Consider the following 16,759-nt stretch of genomic DNA (forward strand, 5'->3'; position numbering starts at 1 on the left):
GCAGGACCGCCCAGTCGTCGAACCGCACGTAGGGCAACAACCTCAGTTTGCCGTTTGTTCCCCTATTGTTATCCAGGAGTTGGCAGCCAGGAGACGGATCCCGCCAACGCCACATACCCGACGAACGCCACCGAATCGATCAGCGTGTGTGCCACGATCAGCGGCACTACTCGACCGCGTCGCTGGAAGATCCGGCCGAACAGCACGCCCATCGCGACGTTGCCGAAGAAGCCGCCGAGGCCCTGGTAGAGATGGTATGAGCCGCGCAGCAGGGCACTGGCGGCGAGCGAGCGCCGGTCGCCCCAGCCGAGCTCGCGCAGCCGGACCAGCAGGTATCCAGCGACGATGACCTCCTCGGTCACCGCGTTCTGCAGCGCGGAGGCCAGCAGCACCGGGATCCGCCACCACACGTCCGGCAGCCCCGAGGGCGCGACGGTCAGGTTCGCCMCGCTGTGCCAGGCCAGAAGGTAGAAGCCCAGGCCCGTACCGCCGACGGCGGCGGCGAGGGCTGCGCCGAACGCCAGGTCGCGGCCCGGGCGGCGGCGGTCCAGCCCGATCGCCCGGGCGCCGCCGCCATGGCGGACCAACAGGTGGATGGCCAGGAACGCCGGGACGATGGCATTGAGCAGCCCGGCGAGCTGGAGCGCCAGGTCCAGCCACGGCCGGCCCGGCGCCGCGGACCCGTTGAGGAGCGCCACCTGGCCGCGGACCGGGCCGCTCGTCACCGACCCGATGTAGCGGATGAAGGCGAACAGCCCCGACATCCCGAGCGATACCCCGAGCAGCAGCCAGATCTCGACCACCAGCCCACGCCGACCGAGGGCCTCCTCACCGGCCGGGCCGGCCGGTGAGGCATCCGCGCGGTCGGTGCTGGTGTCGGCGTCGGTGCCGGTGACGATGGCCACGGCCCCGGGGGCATTCGTAACCGACGGAACCGACGGTGTGCCGGTAGCCACCGGTGCGCCCGCCCGAGGACGTATCCCTGGCCGCATTCCCGGACCGTAGCCCACCCGCCTGAGGCGGGGCTTAGCGCGCGGGCACGGGGCTCAGCTCACCCCACGCCCCGCCAACCGCCGGCGCCGGCGGCGCTGTCGGCCGGTTGCCACGAGATCCCGCCGGCCAGCCTCCCGGTTCGGCGGCACCCAATCTTCTACACGGCGTAAAATTGGGATCATGGCGCGCCTGGGAGACCTAGAACGCTCGGTCATGGATGTGTTGTGGGACTCCGAGGGCTGGCTGACGGCGCGAGAGGTCGCGGCCCGGCTGCAGCACGAGCGAGACCTCGCGTACACGACCGTCCTCACGGTCCTCGAGCGGCTCGAGAAGAAGGGCTTCGTGCGCCGCCAGCGGGCCGCCCGCGCGCACCGCTACCGGGCGTCCGACGCCCGCGAGGCGGTCGTCGCCGAGGCGATGCTCGAGGCGCTGGGCACGGCCGACGACCGTGGCTCGGCGCTGGTCCGCTTCGTCGGGGCGGTCTCGGCCGAGGAGGCGGAGATCCTGCGCCGGGCGCTCGCGCTACCGGCCGACGCGGAGGTGCCCACGCTGGTCGATGCCGGTGACGGCGCGTACTCCGACAGAGCGACGTTCCGTGATGGAGCCTCCGGCGCGGTCACCGACACTCGGACAGGCGAACTCGATTCGTCATCGTCGCCCGATAAGGCAGGCGGCGGTAACGTTGCGTCGACATGACGACGGCGGCCGCTCTCGCGCTGTTCGCCGCGGTGCTGGCATGGCCGGTGCCGCGGCTGCTCGCGGGTGCCCGCTGGACGCACGGCTGCCCCAGGGCGGCGATCGTGCTGTGGCAGGCCGTCGGGCTTGCCGGCGGTGTGTCGGCGCTGCTGGCGGCCGTCGCGTTCACGGTCGCGCCGTTGTCCGGGTCGACGCCGCGGGCGATCGCCAACCACGCGCGTAACATCGCGGCCGGTCGCCCGCTGTCCGGGCTCGACTGGCTGAGCATCGTCGGCCTGGTGACCGTCGCGGCGCTGGCCGGCCGGTTGTTCGGCGTGCTCGCCTCGTCCACCTACGCCACCCTGCGCCACCGGCACCGCCACCGGCACCTCGTCGATCTCACCGGCCGGGAGCATCCCCCGACGTCCTGCCGGGCGCGGTCGCACGGCCACCTCGGCGCTCCGGCCCAGGCCCGCGCCGGCCGTTCCCGCCGGATCCACGACTGGACCCCGCTCGCCGTGGTCCGCCCGCAGCCATCCCGACCCGAGCCGGCCCGCGCGGGCGCCGACGAGCAGGCTCAGTGCGAGCTGTGCGGCCATGTGGGGCTGCGCATTCTCGATCACCCGGTGGCGGTCGCCTACTGCGTCCCCGGTGTCCGGCAGGCCCGGGTGGTGGTGTCCCGCGGGCTGCTCACCACGCTTGAGCCGCGTGAGCTGAAGGCCGTGCTCGCGCACGAGGACGCGCATGTCACCGGCCGCCACGACCTGGTCATCCAGCCGTTCATCGCCTGGCAGCAGACCTTCCCGTTCCTTCGTCCGGCCTGGGAGGCGACGGCGGCGGTCTCGCTGCTCGTCGAGATGCTCGCCGACGACGCCGCCGCCCGCCGCACGAACGGGAAGGTGCTCGCCCGAGCGCTCGCCCAGCTGGGCGTGACCCGGGGCCTGGTTCCCGCCGGCACCCTCGGGATCCGCGGGGGGCACTCCGCCGACAGCGGCGCGGGGGTTCCCAGTCGTGGCGGCGCCGCGCGTCAGACGGCCGACGGCACCACCGTGGCCRCATCTTCGGCGTCTGCGGCCTCCGCGGCGACCGCCGCGCCGCCGGACCGGCAGTCCCCCGACGCCACGACGCTCGCGGGCGCCGGGAGCGCGCATCCGCCGTCACGGTCGCCGGTGATCGCGCGCATCGTCCGGCAGCTGGAACCACCGGCCGTCCCCTGGTGGCAGCCGGCCGCCGCCTACGCCGCGGCGGTCACCATCCTCGCGACGCCGATCCTGCTGCTGCTCACACTCTGACGCTCCGCCCCGCCCGCCTCGCCCCAGCCCAGCGCTGGCGCACGGGCGCGGCACGGCCAGTGGTTGTGGCCATTCCCCGCCCGCCCGACCCTGCCCGGTCTCGGCCGGCGATGACCGCTGCCCGCAGCGCGCGGCGGCAGCGCCCGACGGAGGACGTCATCGGCTGGTACCGGGGTCTTAATGAGTCGGAGCTGTCACGTTTCCTAGCCGTGGAGGCCGGGCGGGGGGACGATCCCGACACGGTGACTGCTCGGTGGCGGCACCGCGAGCACCTCACCGCGAGCACGGCGAAGCCTCGCCCCGACGGGAGGTGGACGGAGGAGCATGACGACGATGGCGGTCGGCCCAGGCTCGGTCGGACACGGCGTCGGCGACCACGAGGAGGGCGGCCACGGAGACGGCGGCGGCCACCCCAGGGCGATCATCGTCGTTCATGACGTCAGCGGCGCCGCGGCCACGGGCGAGCTCGGCACGATCGCCGACAGGATGACGCAGCACGGCATCCGGTTCGATGTGATCACCGCCGGCGACCAGCCGTTTCCCGCCCCGGCGACGCTMGACCTCATCGTCATCATGGGCTCCGACAAGTCGGCCTACGACGACACGATCCCATGGCTGGCCGCCGAGCTGACCTACCTGCGCGCGGCGGTTCAGGTCGGCACGCCCATCCTCGGCATCTGCTTCGGCGGGCAGCTCCTCGCCCGCGCGCTCGGCGGTACCGTACGCCGGGCCGAGCGGCACGAGCTGGGCTGGCTGGCGGTCACCACGGCCGACCAGAACGCGATCCCCACCGGCCCCTGGATGGAGTCGCACTGGGACACGTTCACCGTGCCGCCGGGCGCCCGACGGCTCGCCTGGACGCAGGACGCCGAGCAGGCGTTCCGGTTCGGCCAGCATCTCGGGGTGCAGTTCCACCCCGAGATCACCCCGACGGTGTTCGAGACCTGGGCCGCCATCTGGCAGGCAAAGGGCCGTGATCGGGAGCTCGCCGCGATGGGCGTCGACATCGCCGGGCTACGCGCGGAGATCGCGCGCCGGTCCGACGCCTCGCGTACCGCCTCCTACACCCTCTTCGACGACTTCTGGGCCCGCGCCCGAGCCTTCAGCCGCTCCTGACCAGCGGCGCCGTCGGTTCCTCGCGGCCCGGCTGGGTGGCGAACAACGCCGCCGTGCGGGCGGCGGTGCCGCGGGCCCGGCGACCGGTGGTCAGGACACCGAGCACCCCGATCGCGACCCCGCAGCCAACCATGATCCACCAGGCCGTCGCACTGGTCGGGTCGATCGCGGCCCGACCGTCCTGACCGGCGACGTGGCTGGCCGCGACGGAACCGAAGATCGCGACACCCAGCGCCATGCCGATCTGCCGGCTGGTCGAGGCGACCGCCGCGGCGACCCCCGCCTGGGCGACAGGCATCCCGGAGACGGCCGTGTTGGTGATCGGCGCGTTCACCATGCCGAAGCCCAGCCCGAACAGCACGTACGCGCAGACGAGCACCGTGAGGCTGGTGTGCGGGCCCATGAACGACAGCACGACGCCGCTGGCGGGCAGCGCCGTCCCGGCGATGATCAGCGGGGGTCGTGGGCCGAAGTTGCCGACGAGACGGCCCGAGATCGGCGCGCACACCGCGGTCACCCCCGCCATCGGCAGGGTCAGCAGGCCCGCGTGCAGCGCCGAGTAGCCGCGCACGTTCTGCAGGTAGAGCGTGTTGAGGAACAGGAAGCCACCCATCGCCGCGAACGCGCAGACGGCGATGGCGGTGGCGCCGGAGAACGGCGCGCTGCGGAAGAACCGCATGTCGAGCAGCGCCTCGTCGCGGTGCGTCTCGCAGACGATCAGCCCGACGAGCGCGCCGGCGGCGATAACGAACAGGGCGATCGTCTGCGCCGACGTCCAGCCAGCGGACGGCGCCTCGATGATCGCGTAAGTGAGCGTGCCGAGGGTCACGGCGACGAGCAGCTGGCCCAGCGGGTCGAACCGGCGGGCCCTGGGGGCCTTCGACTCGGGCACGTACCGCCCGGTGAGCACCATCGCGACCAGGCCGATCGGCACATTGATCCAGAAGATCGCCCGCCAGCCGACCCCATCGACCAGCAGCCCGCCGAGCACCGGGCCCAACGCCATGGACAGGCCGATCACGCCGCCCCAGACGCCGATGGCACGAGCACGCTCCCGGCGGTCGGTGAAGGTGTTCGTGATGATCGCCATCGCCACCGGGTTGAGCATGGAGCCGCCGACGGCCTGGACCATCCGGAACACGATCAGCCAGCCGAGGCCCGGCGCGAGGCTGCACAGCAGCGACCCCGCGGAGAACAGCGCGAGCCCCGTCCGAAAGATCCGCCTGCGGCCGAGCCGGTCGCCCATCGAGCCGGAGAACAACAGCAGGCTCGCGATCACGAGCCCGTAGGCGTCGATCGTCCACTGCAGGCCGGAGTCAGGGGCATGCAGATCCTGCTTCAGCGACGGCAGACCGACGTTGAGGATCGTGGTGTCCATCCCGACGATGAACAGGCTGGAACAGCAGATCGCCAGCACCAGATAGCGCCTGTTCCGGCTCAGCGGCTCACCCGCCGCCACTCCACCAGCCCCCGCCGCCGGCGTCGGTGCCGTCGTCATCGGTTCTCCGATCTTTGAGCTGGTCACCACAGATCATCGAAATCGTTGCGAAAGTCTAATATTTAGCAGACTACAACTAACTCTCCGGCGAGCCGCCTCGCTCGCCTGTGACGTATCCGCCGCCGCGGCGCGGCCGGCACCGAACAGCGGTCTAACGACCGACAGGAACGGACAAACGGGGCACCGTCGGTGCTTACCTGGGGGTAGCTACCGAGGGAGAAGGGGTCACGGGACTGATGACCGGGCCAGAGCTCGCAAACCCGCCCCTGCCACGTGAGCTCCCACCAGACGAGCCGACGCCAGCGCCGCCGGCGGCGACAGCGGCGACAGCGGCGACAGCGGCAGCCACGCTGGCGCCAGCACCGGTGGCCTGGCCGGTTCAGGTGCTCGTCGTCTGGCCGGCGCGCGTGGTCGCCTTCGCGGTCTTCCTCCCGCTGCGGATGCTCTACGAGCTGGTCGCGTTGGTACTGCGCTGGGTGGTGCGGGCCACCTGGGAATGGCTGCTGTACCCGGCGCTGCGTCTCCTGTTCGGGACATTGCGGATCTTCTTCAAGGCGCTGTGGGTCGTGCTGTCCGCGCTGTGGGACTGGGTGCTGCGCCCTGCCGGACGAGCGCTGGCCTGGCTCTGGACGCGGGTCGGCCGGCCGCTGCTCCGGCTGGTCTGGCTGGGGCTGAGCTGGCTGACCGCAAAGGTCGCAAGCGCGTTGCGGGTGTTCTTCCGGGTGCTGCTCGAGGTGTCGTTGTGGGCGATCGAGGCGGTCGTGCGCCGCCTGATCCGTCCTGTGCGCTGGCTCGTCCGGGTGGTGCTCGCCCCGGCGGCGCGCGCGGCGGCGTGGGTGCTGATCCACGCCGGGCGCGCGATCCGGGTGGGCCTGTACGCGCTCGGCCGGCTACTGGCGTGGTCGGCCCGGCACCTCGTCGCGCGGCCCGGCCGCTGGTTTGGCCGAGCGGTGCTGGCGCCGGGCTGGCGGGTGACGGTGGCGGCACTGGCCTGGGCCGCGCGCGCGACCACAGTCGTCCTGCGTCTGCTCGTGGCCGTGCCGCTGATCTGGTGCTGGCGGACAGTGGTGGTCCCGGTCGGCCGGGCGAGCGGAAAGGCGCTGCGCATCCTGATCGCCGTCCCCGTCGCCTGGGGCTGGCGGACACTCGTCGTGCCCACCGCCCGGGCGGTTCGCGTCGCGTCACGGGTGCTGGTCGTCCGGCCGTCGCGCTGGGTCCGCCACGCCGTCTGGCAGCCGATCCGCGAGACCACCTCCAGCGTCGCCCGGGCGCTCACCGGCCGGCCCGCCCGACCCCGGCGGGCCAAGCCCTGAACGCGGCCCGAGCCAGGAGACGAGCCGCGGCGACGCAGGGGCGCTGACCCAGGTCCGGGAACGGGAACGGAAACGTCGCGGGAACAGGCCTAATCGAACAGCGTCGGTGGTGGGGCGGGCAGGGCGCCTTCGATCTGGAGCATGCGGCGCTTGGTCACCGCCCCACCAGGAGCCGAGAAACCGCCGAGTGCGCCGCCGGCGGCCACGACCCGGTGACAGGGCACCACGACCGGGACCGGGTTGCGACCCAGCGCCTGACCGACCGCCCGGACGGCGCCCGGCATCCCCAGCCGCGCGGCGACCTCGCCGTAAGTAAGCGTCGAGCCAGGCGGGATCGCGCGGGTCACCTCATAGACGCGGCGGTAGAAGTCCGGCACCCCGTTCAGGTCCACCCGGACCTCGCCGAGATCCACCGGCTCGCCCGCGAGCAACGCGACCATCCCGTCGATCGCCACCCGCACCGCCTCGGGCGCCGGGCCTTCCACCGCCTCCGGATAGGCCGCCACCAGGTCCGCGCGGGTGGCGGACGGTTCGCCCTGGTCGGACGGCAACGCGATGCCGACGATCCCGTCGTCACCCCAGACGACGCCGCAGGAACCCACCGCGGTGTCGAAGAGCGTCATCCCATGGCTGGCGGACATGTCTTCCATCCTGCTCCCGGCCACCGACACTCCATCCCCACCCACATCCCCATCCGCCGGGTGGACAGGAGCGGGAGCCGAGTCTCGGCGCTACTCGTGCTCGCCGGTCACGGTCTGCTGGGGCTGGACGCCGTCGGGCCGGAAGGTCCGAGAGGCGCCGGACGGGTCGGTCCCGAGGCTGTTGCCACACTTGGTGGAGAACCAGCGCGACTGGCCCGCCTTCGGCCGCCAGCTCTCGACGTCGAACGTCTCGCCGGTCGCATACCCCTGACCGCCCGACGCGGGGACCAAGGCCAGGTACTCGTGGCAGCGCAGCTGGTCCTGGAGGCTGTCGCCGACCGGGCCGTCGAGACCGGTGAACCCGGCGGACGGCGTCAGGCAGCGGCGGATCGCCTGCCACATCACCGCTGTCGCCTCGTTGCGGTCGCTCGCGTGCCGCGCGTCGCTGGTCGGGCGCAGCGAGACCCGGAAGTCCCCGTTCGACCACCGCTGCACGGTGATCTCCTCGACGTACTGACTGGCACCGCAGAACGGCGGCCCGGCGGCGGCGACACCAGCGGGGCTGGCCGTCGCGCTCGGGACGGCGGCGGCGCCGGCGGCGCTCGGAGAGGAGGGGGCGCCTGACCCGTCGGCGGAACGCACGGCCGCGTCGGAACGGGCGGTGCTCTCAGCCTGGCAGGCCACCGTCACCGCACTCATAAGCACCACACCAGCCGCCACCACACCAGCCGCCACAGCTCTACCCACCGCCCGCCTCATCACCGTTCGAGCCTAGGCCGAGCGTGCCTGTCCGGCCTGGCAGCGTCGCCCGCCGGACCCACGCGCCCCAGCCGATGCCTGCAACCACGCCGACCGCAAGCGGCAGCCGCGGATCACCACCGGCCCTTGGCCACTCGGCCACCGGGCTACTCGACGGGTCCGACCGTCCAGCGGGCCCGACCACCGCGCAACCGGGACCACCGTGCCACCACGCCACCGGGCGACCGGGCGACCGGGCCGCCGCCGGGCCGAGCTCCGTACCTCGCGGTCGTTATGACTCGTCGACCTAAACGCGATTTGTCGACCTTGAAGGGATTCAGCAGGCGATCGACGGGTAGCAACGGATCATGCTTGCTCTCGTTGCCGCCCTCTGTTTCCTGCTTGCCGCCTTCGGAGTCGACTCGGACGACATCAACCTCGTCTGGCTCGGCCTGGCCTTCCTCGCCGGTCATTTCGCCTTCCCCATCAGCTCCCCGCGGTTCAACCGCACCCGACGGTAGGAACAGGAAGAGCCGCCCGGCACCGACAGGCTCCTGTGGATCTTCGCGGTCGGGCGCGAAGTCCAGTTTCCATACCCGGGCCGATGGTCCTCGCTGGGTCGGATAGCCAAAAGCGGCGATGATCGCCAACAGCCGTTCCGCGCCGTGTTGTGGCGCGGCGTGGTGCCAAAGAGGCGCGGTACCAGGGATCAGCTCAACTCAGCCCGCGGTGGCCTTGGCGGCAGCCTTCACGGCTTTTTTGAAATCGCGCACCTGGATACGGGTTTCAGCGTTGGTGATGTCAGCGACGGAGCGCAGACTGCCCTCCTCTCCGAAGGGCGCGCATGCCGCGCGCCATCCAGGCGGAGTAACGCCAAGCTGCTTACCGAGCAACGCGACGAAGATCTTCGTCTTCTGCTCACCGAAGCCAGGAAGCGCGCCGATCTGTCGAAGCAGATGTTTGCCGTCGGCCGCCGACGTCCAGACCGCCGCCGCGTTACCGTCGTACCTCTCGACGATCAGCTGACACAGCGCCTGTACCCGCTTGGCCATCGAGCCGGGAAACCGGTGTAGGGCGGGCTGCTGGGAGAAGACCGCCACCAGCTCGTCCGGGTCGAGGCCCGCGAGCTCGGCGACGTCGAGCGAACGCCCGAGCCGCTTCGTCAGCTCGTACGGCGCCGCGAACGCCCGCTCCAGCGGGATCTGCTGGTCGAGAACCATTCCGATCAGTAGCGCCAACGGGTCGTTCGTCAGCAGCTCGTCGGCCTCGTCGATCTGGCTCAGGTGCAGTCCCACGACGTCACCGTAGCGGATGCACCGACGGGCAGCGTCACATCGCTGGCAGCCGTCTTCCATAGTTGGACGGGTGGCGGGCCCGGCCCCCGCCGCCGAGCTGGCACCGCGTCACCCCGGATCCCGGAGCTGGTCTTGCACGCAACTCCTGCACCGGCATTCTCCCCACTCGGCATCCTCCATGTCGTGAGGAGGGTAAGTTCCCTCGTCCAACACCTTGACCATGATCGCGTCTGCCCGCAGGTTGAGTTCGATCATTGCATGCTCTTCGGGGGTGTGCTTGTACGGCTCCATACATTMATAGTGACTTCGGGGTCGCCGAAAAAGTCCAAAATCTGGAAAGATCCAGGTCGTCGCGGGTCCTGCCGGCACCGCGGGTGCCGCCGCTTAATGGCAGGCGACGAAAGCGCGGTCACAGTCACAACGGACAGCACAGGGCGTCGAGGAGAACTCCCCTGCATGGAATCCCATCGGTGCTGGGGGCCGTACACCGCCCGAGACCGAGGCGGACTCCACCCGCCCGTGAGGAAGCGTCCCGGCGGGGCGGACCATCCCACTCCATCCTTCCGAAACCTGCTGGTCCAGCACCATCCCGATCAAGAGCGCCAACGGGTCGTTGGTCAGCAGGTCGTCAGCCTCGTCGATCTGGCTCAGGTGAAGTCCCACGACCTCACCGTATTCGACCGCGTCGCCGGGCCGTAGCCGCGGCACTCCAAGGCATTCGTGTAGCGGCGGGTGGAGCGGTAGGTCACCGCTGTAGGACCACTCGTCCCGGGCCCCGTCAGCCGCGTAGGTAGCTCAGGACGGCGAGCACCCGGCGGTGGCCGTCCTCGCTGGGCAGGTCGAGCTTGGTGAAGATGTTGCCGATGTGCTTGGCGACCGCGGCCTCGCTGACCAGGAGGATGCGGGCGATCGACGGGTTGGAGTGGCCTTCGGCCATCCGGGCGAGGACMTCGCGCTCTCGCGGCGTCAGCCGGTCGAGCGGGTTGGTGGCGCGCTGCCGGTTCAGGAGATGGCGGACCACCTCGGGGTCGATGACGGTCTCGCCGGCGGCGACCCGTGCGACCGCGTCGGCGAAGTCGGCGACGGCGCCGACCCGGTCCTTGAGGAGGTAGCCGACGCCGGCCCGGCCGGTCGGTCCGAGCAGCTCCGCGGCGTAGGCGGTGGCGGCGTACTGGGAGAGCACCAGCACGGCCGCGCCGGGGTCGCGGGCGCGCAGGGCCACCGCGGCGCGCAGCCCCTCGTCGGTGAGCGTGGGAGGCATGCGCACGTCGGTGATGACCAGGTCGGGCCGGTGCTCACCAGCGACTCGCAGCAGCGCCTCGCCGTCGCCGACGGCATCCACCACCGTGTGGCCGAGGCCGTCCAGCAGGCTGACGAGGCCGGCGCGCATGAGTGTCGCGTCCTCGGCGAGCACTATCCGAAGTGACATGGCAGCTCGATCCGCACCGTGGTGGGTCCTCCGCCCGGGCTGGTGATCTCCAGCGTGCCATCCATGACGGCGACCCGGTCGGCCAGGCCGCGCAGGCCACTGCCCCGCGCCGGGTCGGCTCCGCCCCGCCCGTCGTCGGTGACCGCCAGCAGCAGGCGCTCACCGCCGGCGGCCGCGCCGACCTGGATGCGCGTCGCCTCGGCGTGCCGGACCACGTTCGTCAGCGCCTCCGAGATGACGAAGTAGGCCGTCGACTCGACCGGCGCCGGCGGGCGCCCCGGCAGCGCGACGTCGACCTCGACCGGGATCGGGCAGCGCTCCGCGAGCTCCCGCACCGCCTCGGCCAGCCCGAAGTCGGTGAGCACCCGCGGGTGGATGCCGCGGATCTGTTCGCGGATCGCGGCGAGCGCCTGCCGGGCCTGGTCCTGAGCCTCGCTGACCAGGTCTCCGGCCCGCCCGGCGGTGCCGGCGAGCTCCACCTCGGCCAGGCCCAGGTTCATGGTCAGCAGCGTCAGATGCTGCTGCGCACCGTCGTGCAGGTCACGCTCGATGCGGCGCCGTTCGGCCTCGAAGGCGTTCACCAGCCGGCTGCGCGACTCAACGAGGTCGTCCACCTGCCGGCTGCGTTCCCTGCCGGAGGGCGCCAGCAGCAGCTGCGCGAGTTCCTGCTGCGCGCCGGCGAGGACGCCGAGGCCGTAGAGCGCAAGCACCGTCAACGGCAGGCCGCCCACCACGGCGACCAGCAATGACTGCCCGACGGTCTCGACCGACCACGCCCCGACCTGGACCATGACCACGTCCGCGCCGGCCGTCGCGACGACCATCGGCAGGGCCAGCAGCAGGGCGCAGCCGAACAGCGCGAGCATCTCCCCCGCACCGGCGACGAGAAGCACGGACAGCAGGCAGGCGGCGTAGCCGAGCTCCCGCCACGTCGCGGCCTCGCCGAGCCGGCGCCGCACCCAGGCGAGTGTGCCCCCGGTGACGGGTGCGTGCGGGCTGCCGGGCGGCACCACGCCCATGAGGCGCAGCCGCTGGCGTTCGAGCGACCCGATCGGCAGCCCGGCCAGCGGGATCAGCGGGAAGACCAGCAACGACGGGAGCACCGCCGCCCAGGCCGCCAGGCTGACCGCCACGGTGCTGCCGACGTAGGCCAGGCTCCGCCACGGCCACCGGGACAGCAGGAAACGGTGCGGGCTGCCCGCCATCGCCCGCCACACGGAGGCGGCCACGTTCATGAACCTATACCGCAGTTCACGTCGCGGTTCGGCAAAGCGCCGTCCACCAGATACCGGTTCACCGTGGTGTCGACGCAGGAATTGCCGGCGGCGATGTATTCGGTATGCGCGAAGCCGCCGCGCAACGTCAGCAGGCGCGAGCCCTTCAGCGCCCTGTGCATCGCGAGCTGTCCGGGATACGGCGCGACCGGGTCGCCGTCCGCGCCGACCATCAGCGCCGGCACGTCGTTGTCGATGGTCGTCGGCTTTTCCGCCGGCGCCACCGGCCAGAAGGCGCAGGGCGTGATGTTGTGGGTCAGCGGCCCGAACAGCGGCTCGTCGCCGCGGTGCGCTTCGATGGCGCGCAGATACGTACCGGGGTCACGGTCCACGGCCCGGTCGGCGCACAGCACGGCGGTCCCGGCCCGGTCGGCGGCGTATCCGGCGCCGGTGAGCAGCCCGGCAAGGAACGTGTCCAGCGCGGGGGTAGGCGTCGCCGGCTCGTCGCGGGCGGCGGCGGCGAGGATCTTCACCTGCCCGGCGAGCTCTCCGTAGCTGTCGTCGCTGTCATCGTAAAGATGGACGAACAGGAAGTACGGCACGACATGCTCGTCCAGCGCGTAGCTGCCGACTCGCAGGGGATGGCGCTGGCTCGCCTGGTTGACGCGGTCGACGGTGGCCAACACCGCGCCGGTGGTGCTGCCAAGGCCGTACTCGCCGTCGTGGCCGGCCGCCCAGGCCGCCCAGTGCGCGAGCGCGGCCTGCGCCGCCGGCGCGTCACGGGAGATGAGGTCGGGGCCATAGACGTCGGGATCGGGAGCGCTGTCGAGCACCACCCGGTCGGCGTGCGCGCCGAACATCTGCAGGTAGACGGCGCCGAGATAGGAGCCATAGGAGTAGCCGAGATAGGAGATCTTCTGCTCACCCAGGTCGCGCCGGATCAGGTCCATGTCGCGGGCGGTGTTCCTGGTCGAAGCGTGCGGAAGCAGGTCGAGGTTTCCCTGCGTGCAGCCGGCGGCAAGGTCCTTCGCCAGGGCCACGCTTTCGCCGTAGGAGCCGCGGTCCGGGCCGGCGGACCGCAGGAACGTGTCGGTCTTCCACCGGCACGCGATCGGGCTGCTGCGACCTACGAACCGCGGGTCCATCCCGACGAGGTCGTAGCGCGCGGCGACATCCGGCATCTGCGCGCCGACGAGCGTCAGCTCCATGGCGCTGCCGCCCGGCCCGCCCGGGTCGAGCATCAGGACGCCGCGCCGGTGGGCCGGGTCGGTCGCCCTGACCCGGGCGAGCGCGACGCTGATCGTCCGGCCGTGCGGGCGGGCGTAGTCGACGGGGACGGTCACCTCGCCGCACCGGGCGCCCGCGGCGTCCAAGGCCTTGCCCAGGTCGTCGTCCGGTCCCGTGTGGCAGCCATGCCAATGGATGGCCTGAGGTCGGACGCTTTCCGGCGGCGAGCCGGTCGTCGCCGACACCGCCACAGCCGTCAGCACACCCGCCAGCGCGGTCGCGCCGATTCCATGAATTCCCATGTGTCGACCGTAGAAATCACCGGCTCGGCGCGCGATGGCGCAAGCGTGAGTTCCGTCGGTAGGGCGCACCGGACCGGCGGGGTATGCCTGGCTATACCGTCCAAGGGTACCTGTTCAGTCCAGCGGCCAGCCGAGCTACGAGGAGCTCGCGCGTCTGGTCGCGGACCAGGCCGCCGCGATCGCGGAGCGGGACGCGGTGATCGCGGCGCCGAGACGATTGACGGCGGCGGGCTCTGGCCCGGGTTCACCGGCGCCACTTCGGCACGCTTGCCCGCGGCGACACCGCCACCATTCCGACGACACCGCAAACCATAAGCCGAGCAATCGATGTGGTGATCGCCGGGCTGAGCGCACAATATTGTGAAGCGCGGTTACAGCGACACGGTCACGATTTCGTTCCTTGTTTGTCCGATTTGCTGGTCCAGCACCATCCCGATCAACAGCGCCAACGGGTCGTTCGTCAGCAGCTCGTCGGCCTCGTCGATCTGGCTCAGGTGAAGTCCCACGCCAGTCACGGTAGCCGACCGCCTCACAACCGCCGCACGACTGTCGATCAGGCCGCCGTGTAGTCGGTGTGATCCCGACAGCCTGCGTAGTCGTCGGCGTCCAGGTAGTGGCACCAGGGAAGCTGCGAGTCCGGGAAGCGGAGGCGACTGGTGCCCTTCCAGCTCGCGCCCTCCACGTGACGACCAAGATCCTTAACGGTCTCCAACGCCGGTACGAGGTCTGTGTCGCGGCTGAACAGGACGCCGACGTCGTAGGCGCCCTCGCAAGCCAGACGCACGAGGTCCACGGCGAGGGCGACGTCGATGCCCTTCTCCTGCGCGGGCTCGGCAGGCCATGCCTTCGGGTAGCGGAGCTGTCGGCGGACGACCGCGACGCGCGACGCGCGGATCGCGGGACCAGCGGTCAGCCTGCCGGTCGCTGGCCCCCGCGGCCGCCGGCTGATGATCAGGGCTCGGGCGCCCGCGGTAGACGCGGACGGCCGCAAGCTCACCCTCGAGTCGTCGCTCCCGGACGATCCGCTGCGCCACCCGCATGGGATCGACATGTCCATGTCGGCCAGGAGTGCCCGATGGCAAGAACGTGCTGCGAGCCGAGAGATGGACGTTTTGGTAGTCGATGAAGACGGTGACTCGTGGGGTCATGACGTAGCCGATCTAGAAAAAAAGCCCCGCCAGTGCCGGGCGATGGGGCGGGCGCTATGCGCACCGGACGCAGGTCCGCGCCGCCGGCCGGGCCTCCAGGCGGCCCGCCCCGACCGGCTGACCGCATACGGTGCACGTCCCGTAGGTACCGGCGGCCAAGCGAGCGAACGCCACGTCGATCTCCTCCGCCTCGCCCGCCGCCTGGCGCAGTGTCGCCCTCAGCTGCTCACGCTCGAACGGCATCGACGCCCCCTCGATGTCGTGCTCGTCGTCCGCGCCAACGTCGGCGGAGTCCTCGAGGAACCGGGCGAACTCGAGCCGGAGCGCCTTCAGCCGTTCCGCCACGCGAGCCCGCTCAACCACGAGCCGCTCGAACGCGGCAGATCCGGAGGTGGACGGCCCAGGCGTGGAGAGCCCGGACGACATGGCCCTATCGAACCACGTGTGCGCGAGCCGCGGGAGCGCCCGACGACCGCCGAGGGTCGGGCCAACCTGACGCTGTACCGCAAGTGGAGGCGACATCGCCGAGCATCGACAGCTCACCGCCGAGTCCGCGCCGCTCGACGGTCCTCCGCGCCACGCGCGCAGCGTCGCCGCCCTGGACCGGCGACGGGTCCAGCCGGGCGATGCCCACCTGCCGCTCGTAAGGGAAGTGTGGATAAGGAGCGGTGCGGCCGCTGGCCGCGTCCAGCCGTGCCCGCTGGGCCACGGTCAGGCCCGCCCGCCGCGCTCTCGCTCGCGGCGGCCGGCTGTGGGCCGCGGCGTCCAGGGACAGCCGCGGAACACGGCGTCGCATTTCTGCCAGCACTCGTTGGAATGACTGCTTTATGTTTGGAGAAAGACCTCGGACACGACAACGGAGACAAGGTTGCCAAGCATTGCGCTCATCACCGGAGGAAACCGCGGCCTGGGATTTTCGGCGGCCAAGGCCCTGGCTCGGTCCGGTGCCGTCGTCATTATCGGCGCACGCGGCGAAGCCGCCGCACGCAAAGCCATTGAGATACTGGAAGATGAGGGGCTCACCGCGGACTGGGTTGAGCTCGATGTTACCAGCCCAGAGAGTGTGCGAGCCGCCGCGAAGATCATCCGGGAACGTTACCGCCGACTCGACGTGCTGGTAAACAACGCGGGCATCCTACCCGAGGCGACGGATATCGTGGAGCACGAGTTCGCCGACACGAACATCTTCCGCCAAACGTTCGAGACCAATACGTTTGGGCCGGTCACCGTGACGGAGGTTTTTCTGCCGCTGCTACGCGAGAGCGTCGCTGGTCGGATCGTCAACGTCTCGTCGACCATGGGCTCGCTCACCGACCAGAACAACCCTCTTTCGCCGTACTACTCGATGCTCCTGCCGGCGTACCGAAGCTCGAAGGCCGCCCTGAACAGCATCGCCGTCGAGCTGGCGAAAAGCCTGAAGGGCACCCCGATCAAGGTCACGTCAGTGTGTCCCGGCTTCGTTCAGACGGATTTGACACCGATCAACAGACAGCAGGCGCCATTGACCGCCGACGAAGCGGCGCAGATCGTGGTCACGGCCGCGATGCTGCCCGCCGACGCGGAATCAGGAACCTTCATCGACGCCAACGGCCCGGTGACCTGGTAACCACGCCGGAGACCATGCCAGTCGCGGAGAGGCAGCGCCACCGCTCTGCCTTTCCGCGATGCGCCGCTTCAGCACCATCCCGATCAACAACGCCGTCACAGCGGCGCTCGCCATCACCGTAGCCGGACACGCCACGACCATCCCTACACCGGTCAGGTTCCGATGTGACAGGTGGCCGGACCCGCACGGCGTACCTAGCCTCGACCTTGCCGCCGGCGAGCCTGGCGACGGCGACGCCGATGGCCGTGCTCCGCGAGAGAGTCTGGGTCCGG

17 protein-coding genes and 1 pseudogene are annotated in these 16,759 nt (G+C 71.1%); 6 read left to right on the forward strand and 12 right to left on the reverse strand.

Translation table 11 applies throughout. The annotated features are described in order from the left end of the window. Positions 1 to 68: 68 nt before the first annotated feature. Entirely contained in the window at positions 69 to 956 is an 888-nt protein-coding gene (locus BCD49_RS19770) for a CPBP family intramembrane glutamic endopeptidase (RefSeq protein ID WP_083401568.1), read from the reverse strand. A 217-nt stretch (positions 957 to 1,173) separates the two neighbouring features. Here BCD49_RS19770 and BCD49_RS19775 point away from each other — a divergent pair, with 217 nt between their 5' ends. The 3 genes from BCD49_RS19775 (at position 1,174) to BCD49_RS19785 (ending at position 4,076) form a co-directional block, all read left to right on the forward strand. Next, positions 1,174 to 1,689, forward strand: a complete 516-nt coding sequence (locus BCD49_RS19775; RefSeq protein ID WP_007513145.1) for a BlaI/MecI/CopY family transcriptional regulator — start codon at positions 1,174 to 1,176, stop codon at positions 1,687 to 1,689. Further along, a complete protein-coding gene (locus tag BCD49_RS19780; RefSeq protein WP_071041764.1) occupies positions 1,686 to 2,960 on the forward strand; it encodes a M56 family metallopeptidase in 1,275 nt (424 codons plus the stop codon). The genes BCD49_RS19775 and BCD49_RS19780 overlap by 4 nt, the downstream gene beginning before the upstream one ends. A gap of 324 nt (positions 2,961 to 3,284) precedes the next feature. Next, the gene (locus BCD49_RS19785; protein WP_027140263.1) at positions 3,285 to 4,076 is read left to right on the forward strand and encodes a type 1 glutamine amidotransferase; all 792 of its coding nucleotides are present in this window, start codon (positions 3,285 to 3,287) and stop codon (positions 4,074 to 4,076) included. Here the strand turns inward: BCD49_RS19785 and BCD49_RS19790 are convergent. Next, on the reverse strand, positions 4,063 to 5,574 hold the full coding sequence (locus tag BCD49_RS19790; protein WP_007513139.1) for an MFS transporter: 1,512 nt from the start codon (positions 5,572 to 5,574) through the stop codon (positions 4,063 to 4,065). The two genes, BCD49_RS19785 and BCD49_RS19790, sit on opposite strands and share 14 nt — an antisense overlap. A gap of 236 nt (positions 5,575 to 5,810) precedes the next feature. On the opposite strand from BCD49_RS19790, the gene BCD49_RS19795 reads away from it, so the two are divergent. Then, entirely contained in the window at positions 5,811 to 6,887 is a 1,077-nt protein-coding gene (locus BCD49_RS19795) for a hypothetical protein (protein WP_007513137.1), read from the forward strand. Positions 6,888 to 6,976: 89 nt separating this feature from the next. Here the strand turns inward: BCD49_RS19795 and BCD49_RS19800 are convergent, their stop codons facing one another. Both BCD49_RS19800 and BCD49_RS19805 read right to left on the reverse strand, forming a co-directional pair. Continuing rightward, on the reverse strand, positions 6,977 to 7,528 hold the full coding sequence (locus tag BCD49_RS19800; RefSeq protein ID WP_007513135.1) for a methylated-DNA--[protein]-cysteine S-methyltransferase: 552 nt from the start codon (positions 7,526 to 7,528) through the stop codon (positions 6,977 to 6,979). 90 nt (positions 7,529 to 7,618) lie between these two features. After that, positions 7,619 to 8,227, reverse strand: coding sequence for a DUF2599 domain-containing protein (locus tag BCD49_RS19805; protein ID WP_232793923.1), 609 nt, complete (start codon positions 8,225 to 8,227; stop codon positions 7,619 to 7,621). Between the two features lie 407 nt (positions 8,228 to 8,634). Between BCD49_RS19805 and BCD49_RS44165 the strand changes: the two genes are divergently transcribed. Then, complete coding sequence (locus tag BCD49_RS44165) at positions 8,635 to 8,787, forward strand: hypothetical protein (RefSeq protein WP_007513131.1); 153 nt, start codon at positions 8,635 to 8,637, stop codon at positions 8,785 to 8,787. Between the two features lie 198 nt (positions 8,788 to 8,985). Here the strand turns inward: BCD49_RS44165 and BCD49_RS19810 are convergent, their stop codons facing one another. From BCD49_RS19810 to BCD49_RS46425, 8 genes and pseudogenes are all read right to left on the reverse strand, one after another. Beyond that, a complete protein-coding gene (locus BCD49_RS19810) occupies positions 8,986 to 9,561 on the reverse strand; it encodes an HhH-GPD-type base excision DNA repair protein (RefSeq protein ID WP_027140266.1) in 576 nt (191 codons plus the stop codon). A gap of 778 nt (positions 9,562 to 10,339) precedes the next feature. Continuing rightward, on the reverse strand, positions 10,340 to 10,990 hold the full coding sequence (locus BCD49_RS19825; RefSeq protein ID WP_083401569.1) for a response regulator transcription factor: 651 nt from the start codon (positions 10,988 to 10,990) through the stop codon (positions 10,340 to 10,342). After that, on the reverse strand, positions 10,975 to 12,225 hold the full coding sequence (locus BCD49_RS19830; protein ID WP_007513124.1) for a sensor histidine kinase: 1,251 nt from the start codon (positions 12,223 to 12,225) through the stop codon (positions 10,975 to 10,977). The genes BCD49_RS19825 and BCD49_RS19830 overlap by 16 nt, the downstream gene beginning before the upstream one ends. Continuing rightward, positions 12,222 to 13,733 carry an alpha/beta hydrolase gene (locus tag BCD49_RS19835; protein WP_007513122.1) on the reverse strand — a complete coding sequence of 504 codons (1,512 nt, stop codon included), beginning with the start codon at positions 13,731 to 13,733 and terminating at the stop codon, positions 12,222 to 12,224. The genes BCD49_RS19830 and BCD49_RS19835 overlap by 4 nt, the downstream gene beginning before the upstream one ends. 371 nt (positions 13,734 to 14,104) lie before the next feature. Continuing rightward, a complete protein-coding gene (locus BCD49_RS45135; RefSeq protein ID WP_275451421.1) occupies positions 14,105 to 14,239 on the reverse strand; it encodes a hypothetical protein in 135 nt (44 codons plus the stop codon). A gap of 47 nt (positions 14,240 to 14,286) precedes the next feature. Further along, positions 14,287 to 14,730 carry an NYN domain-containing protein gene (locus BCD49_RS19840; RefSeq protein ID WP_232793924.1) on the reverse strand — a complete coding sequence of 148 codons (444 nt, stop codon included), beginning with the start codon at positions 14,728 to 14,730 and terminating at the stop codon, positions 14,287 to 14,289. A gap of 205 nt (positions 14,731 to 14,935) precedes the next feature. Then, a complete protein-coding gene (locus BCD49_RS19845; protein ID WP_007513116.1) occupies positions 14,936 to 15,226 on the reverse strand; it encodes a TraR/DksA family transcriptional regulator in 291 nt (96 codons plus the stop codon). Between the two features lie 256 nt (positions 15,227 to 15,482). Beyond that, positions 15,483 to 15,596, reverse strand: a pseudogene (locus BCD49_RS46425) (aldo/keto reductase); the annotation flags it as partial. A 153-nt stretch (positions 15,597 to 15,749) separates the two neighbouring features. On the opposite strand from BCD49_RS46425, the gene BCD49_RS19850 reads away from it, so the two are divergent. Beyond that, on the forward strand, positions 15,750 to 16,487 hold the full coding sequence (locus BCD49_RS19850) for an SDR family oxidoreductase (RefSeq protein WP_007513114.1): 738 nt from the start codon (positions 15,750 to 15,752) through the stop codon (positions 16,485 to 16,487). The last annotated feature ends 272 nt before the right edge of the window (positions 16,488 to 16,759 follow it).

The organism is Pseudofrankia sp. EUN1h, from assembly GCF_001854645.1.
GTDB classification, from domain to species: domain Bacteria; phylum Actinomycetota; class Actinomycetes; order Frankiales; family Frankiaceae; genus Pseudofrankia; species Pseudofrankia saprophytica.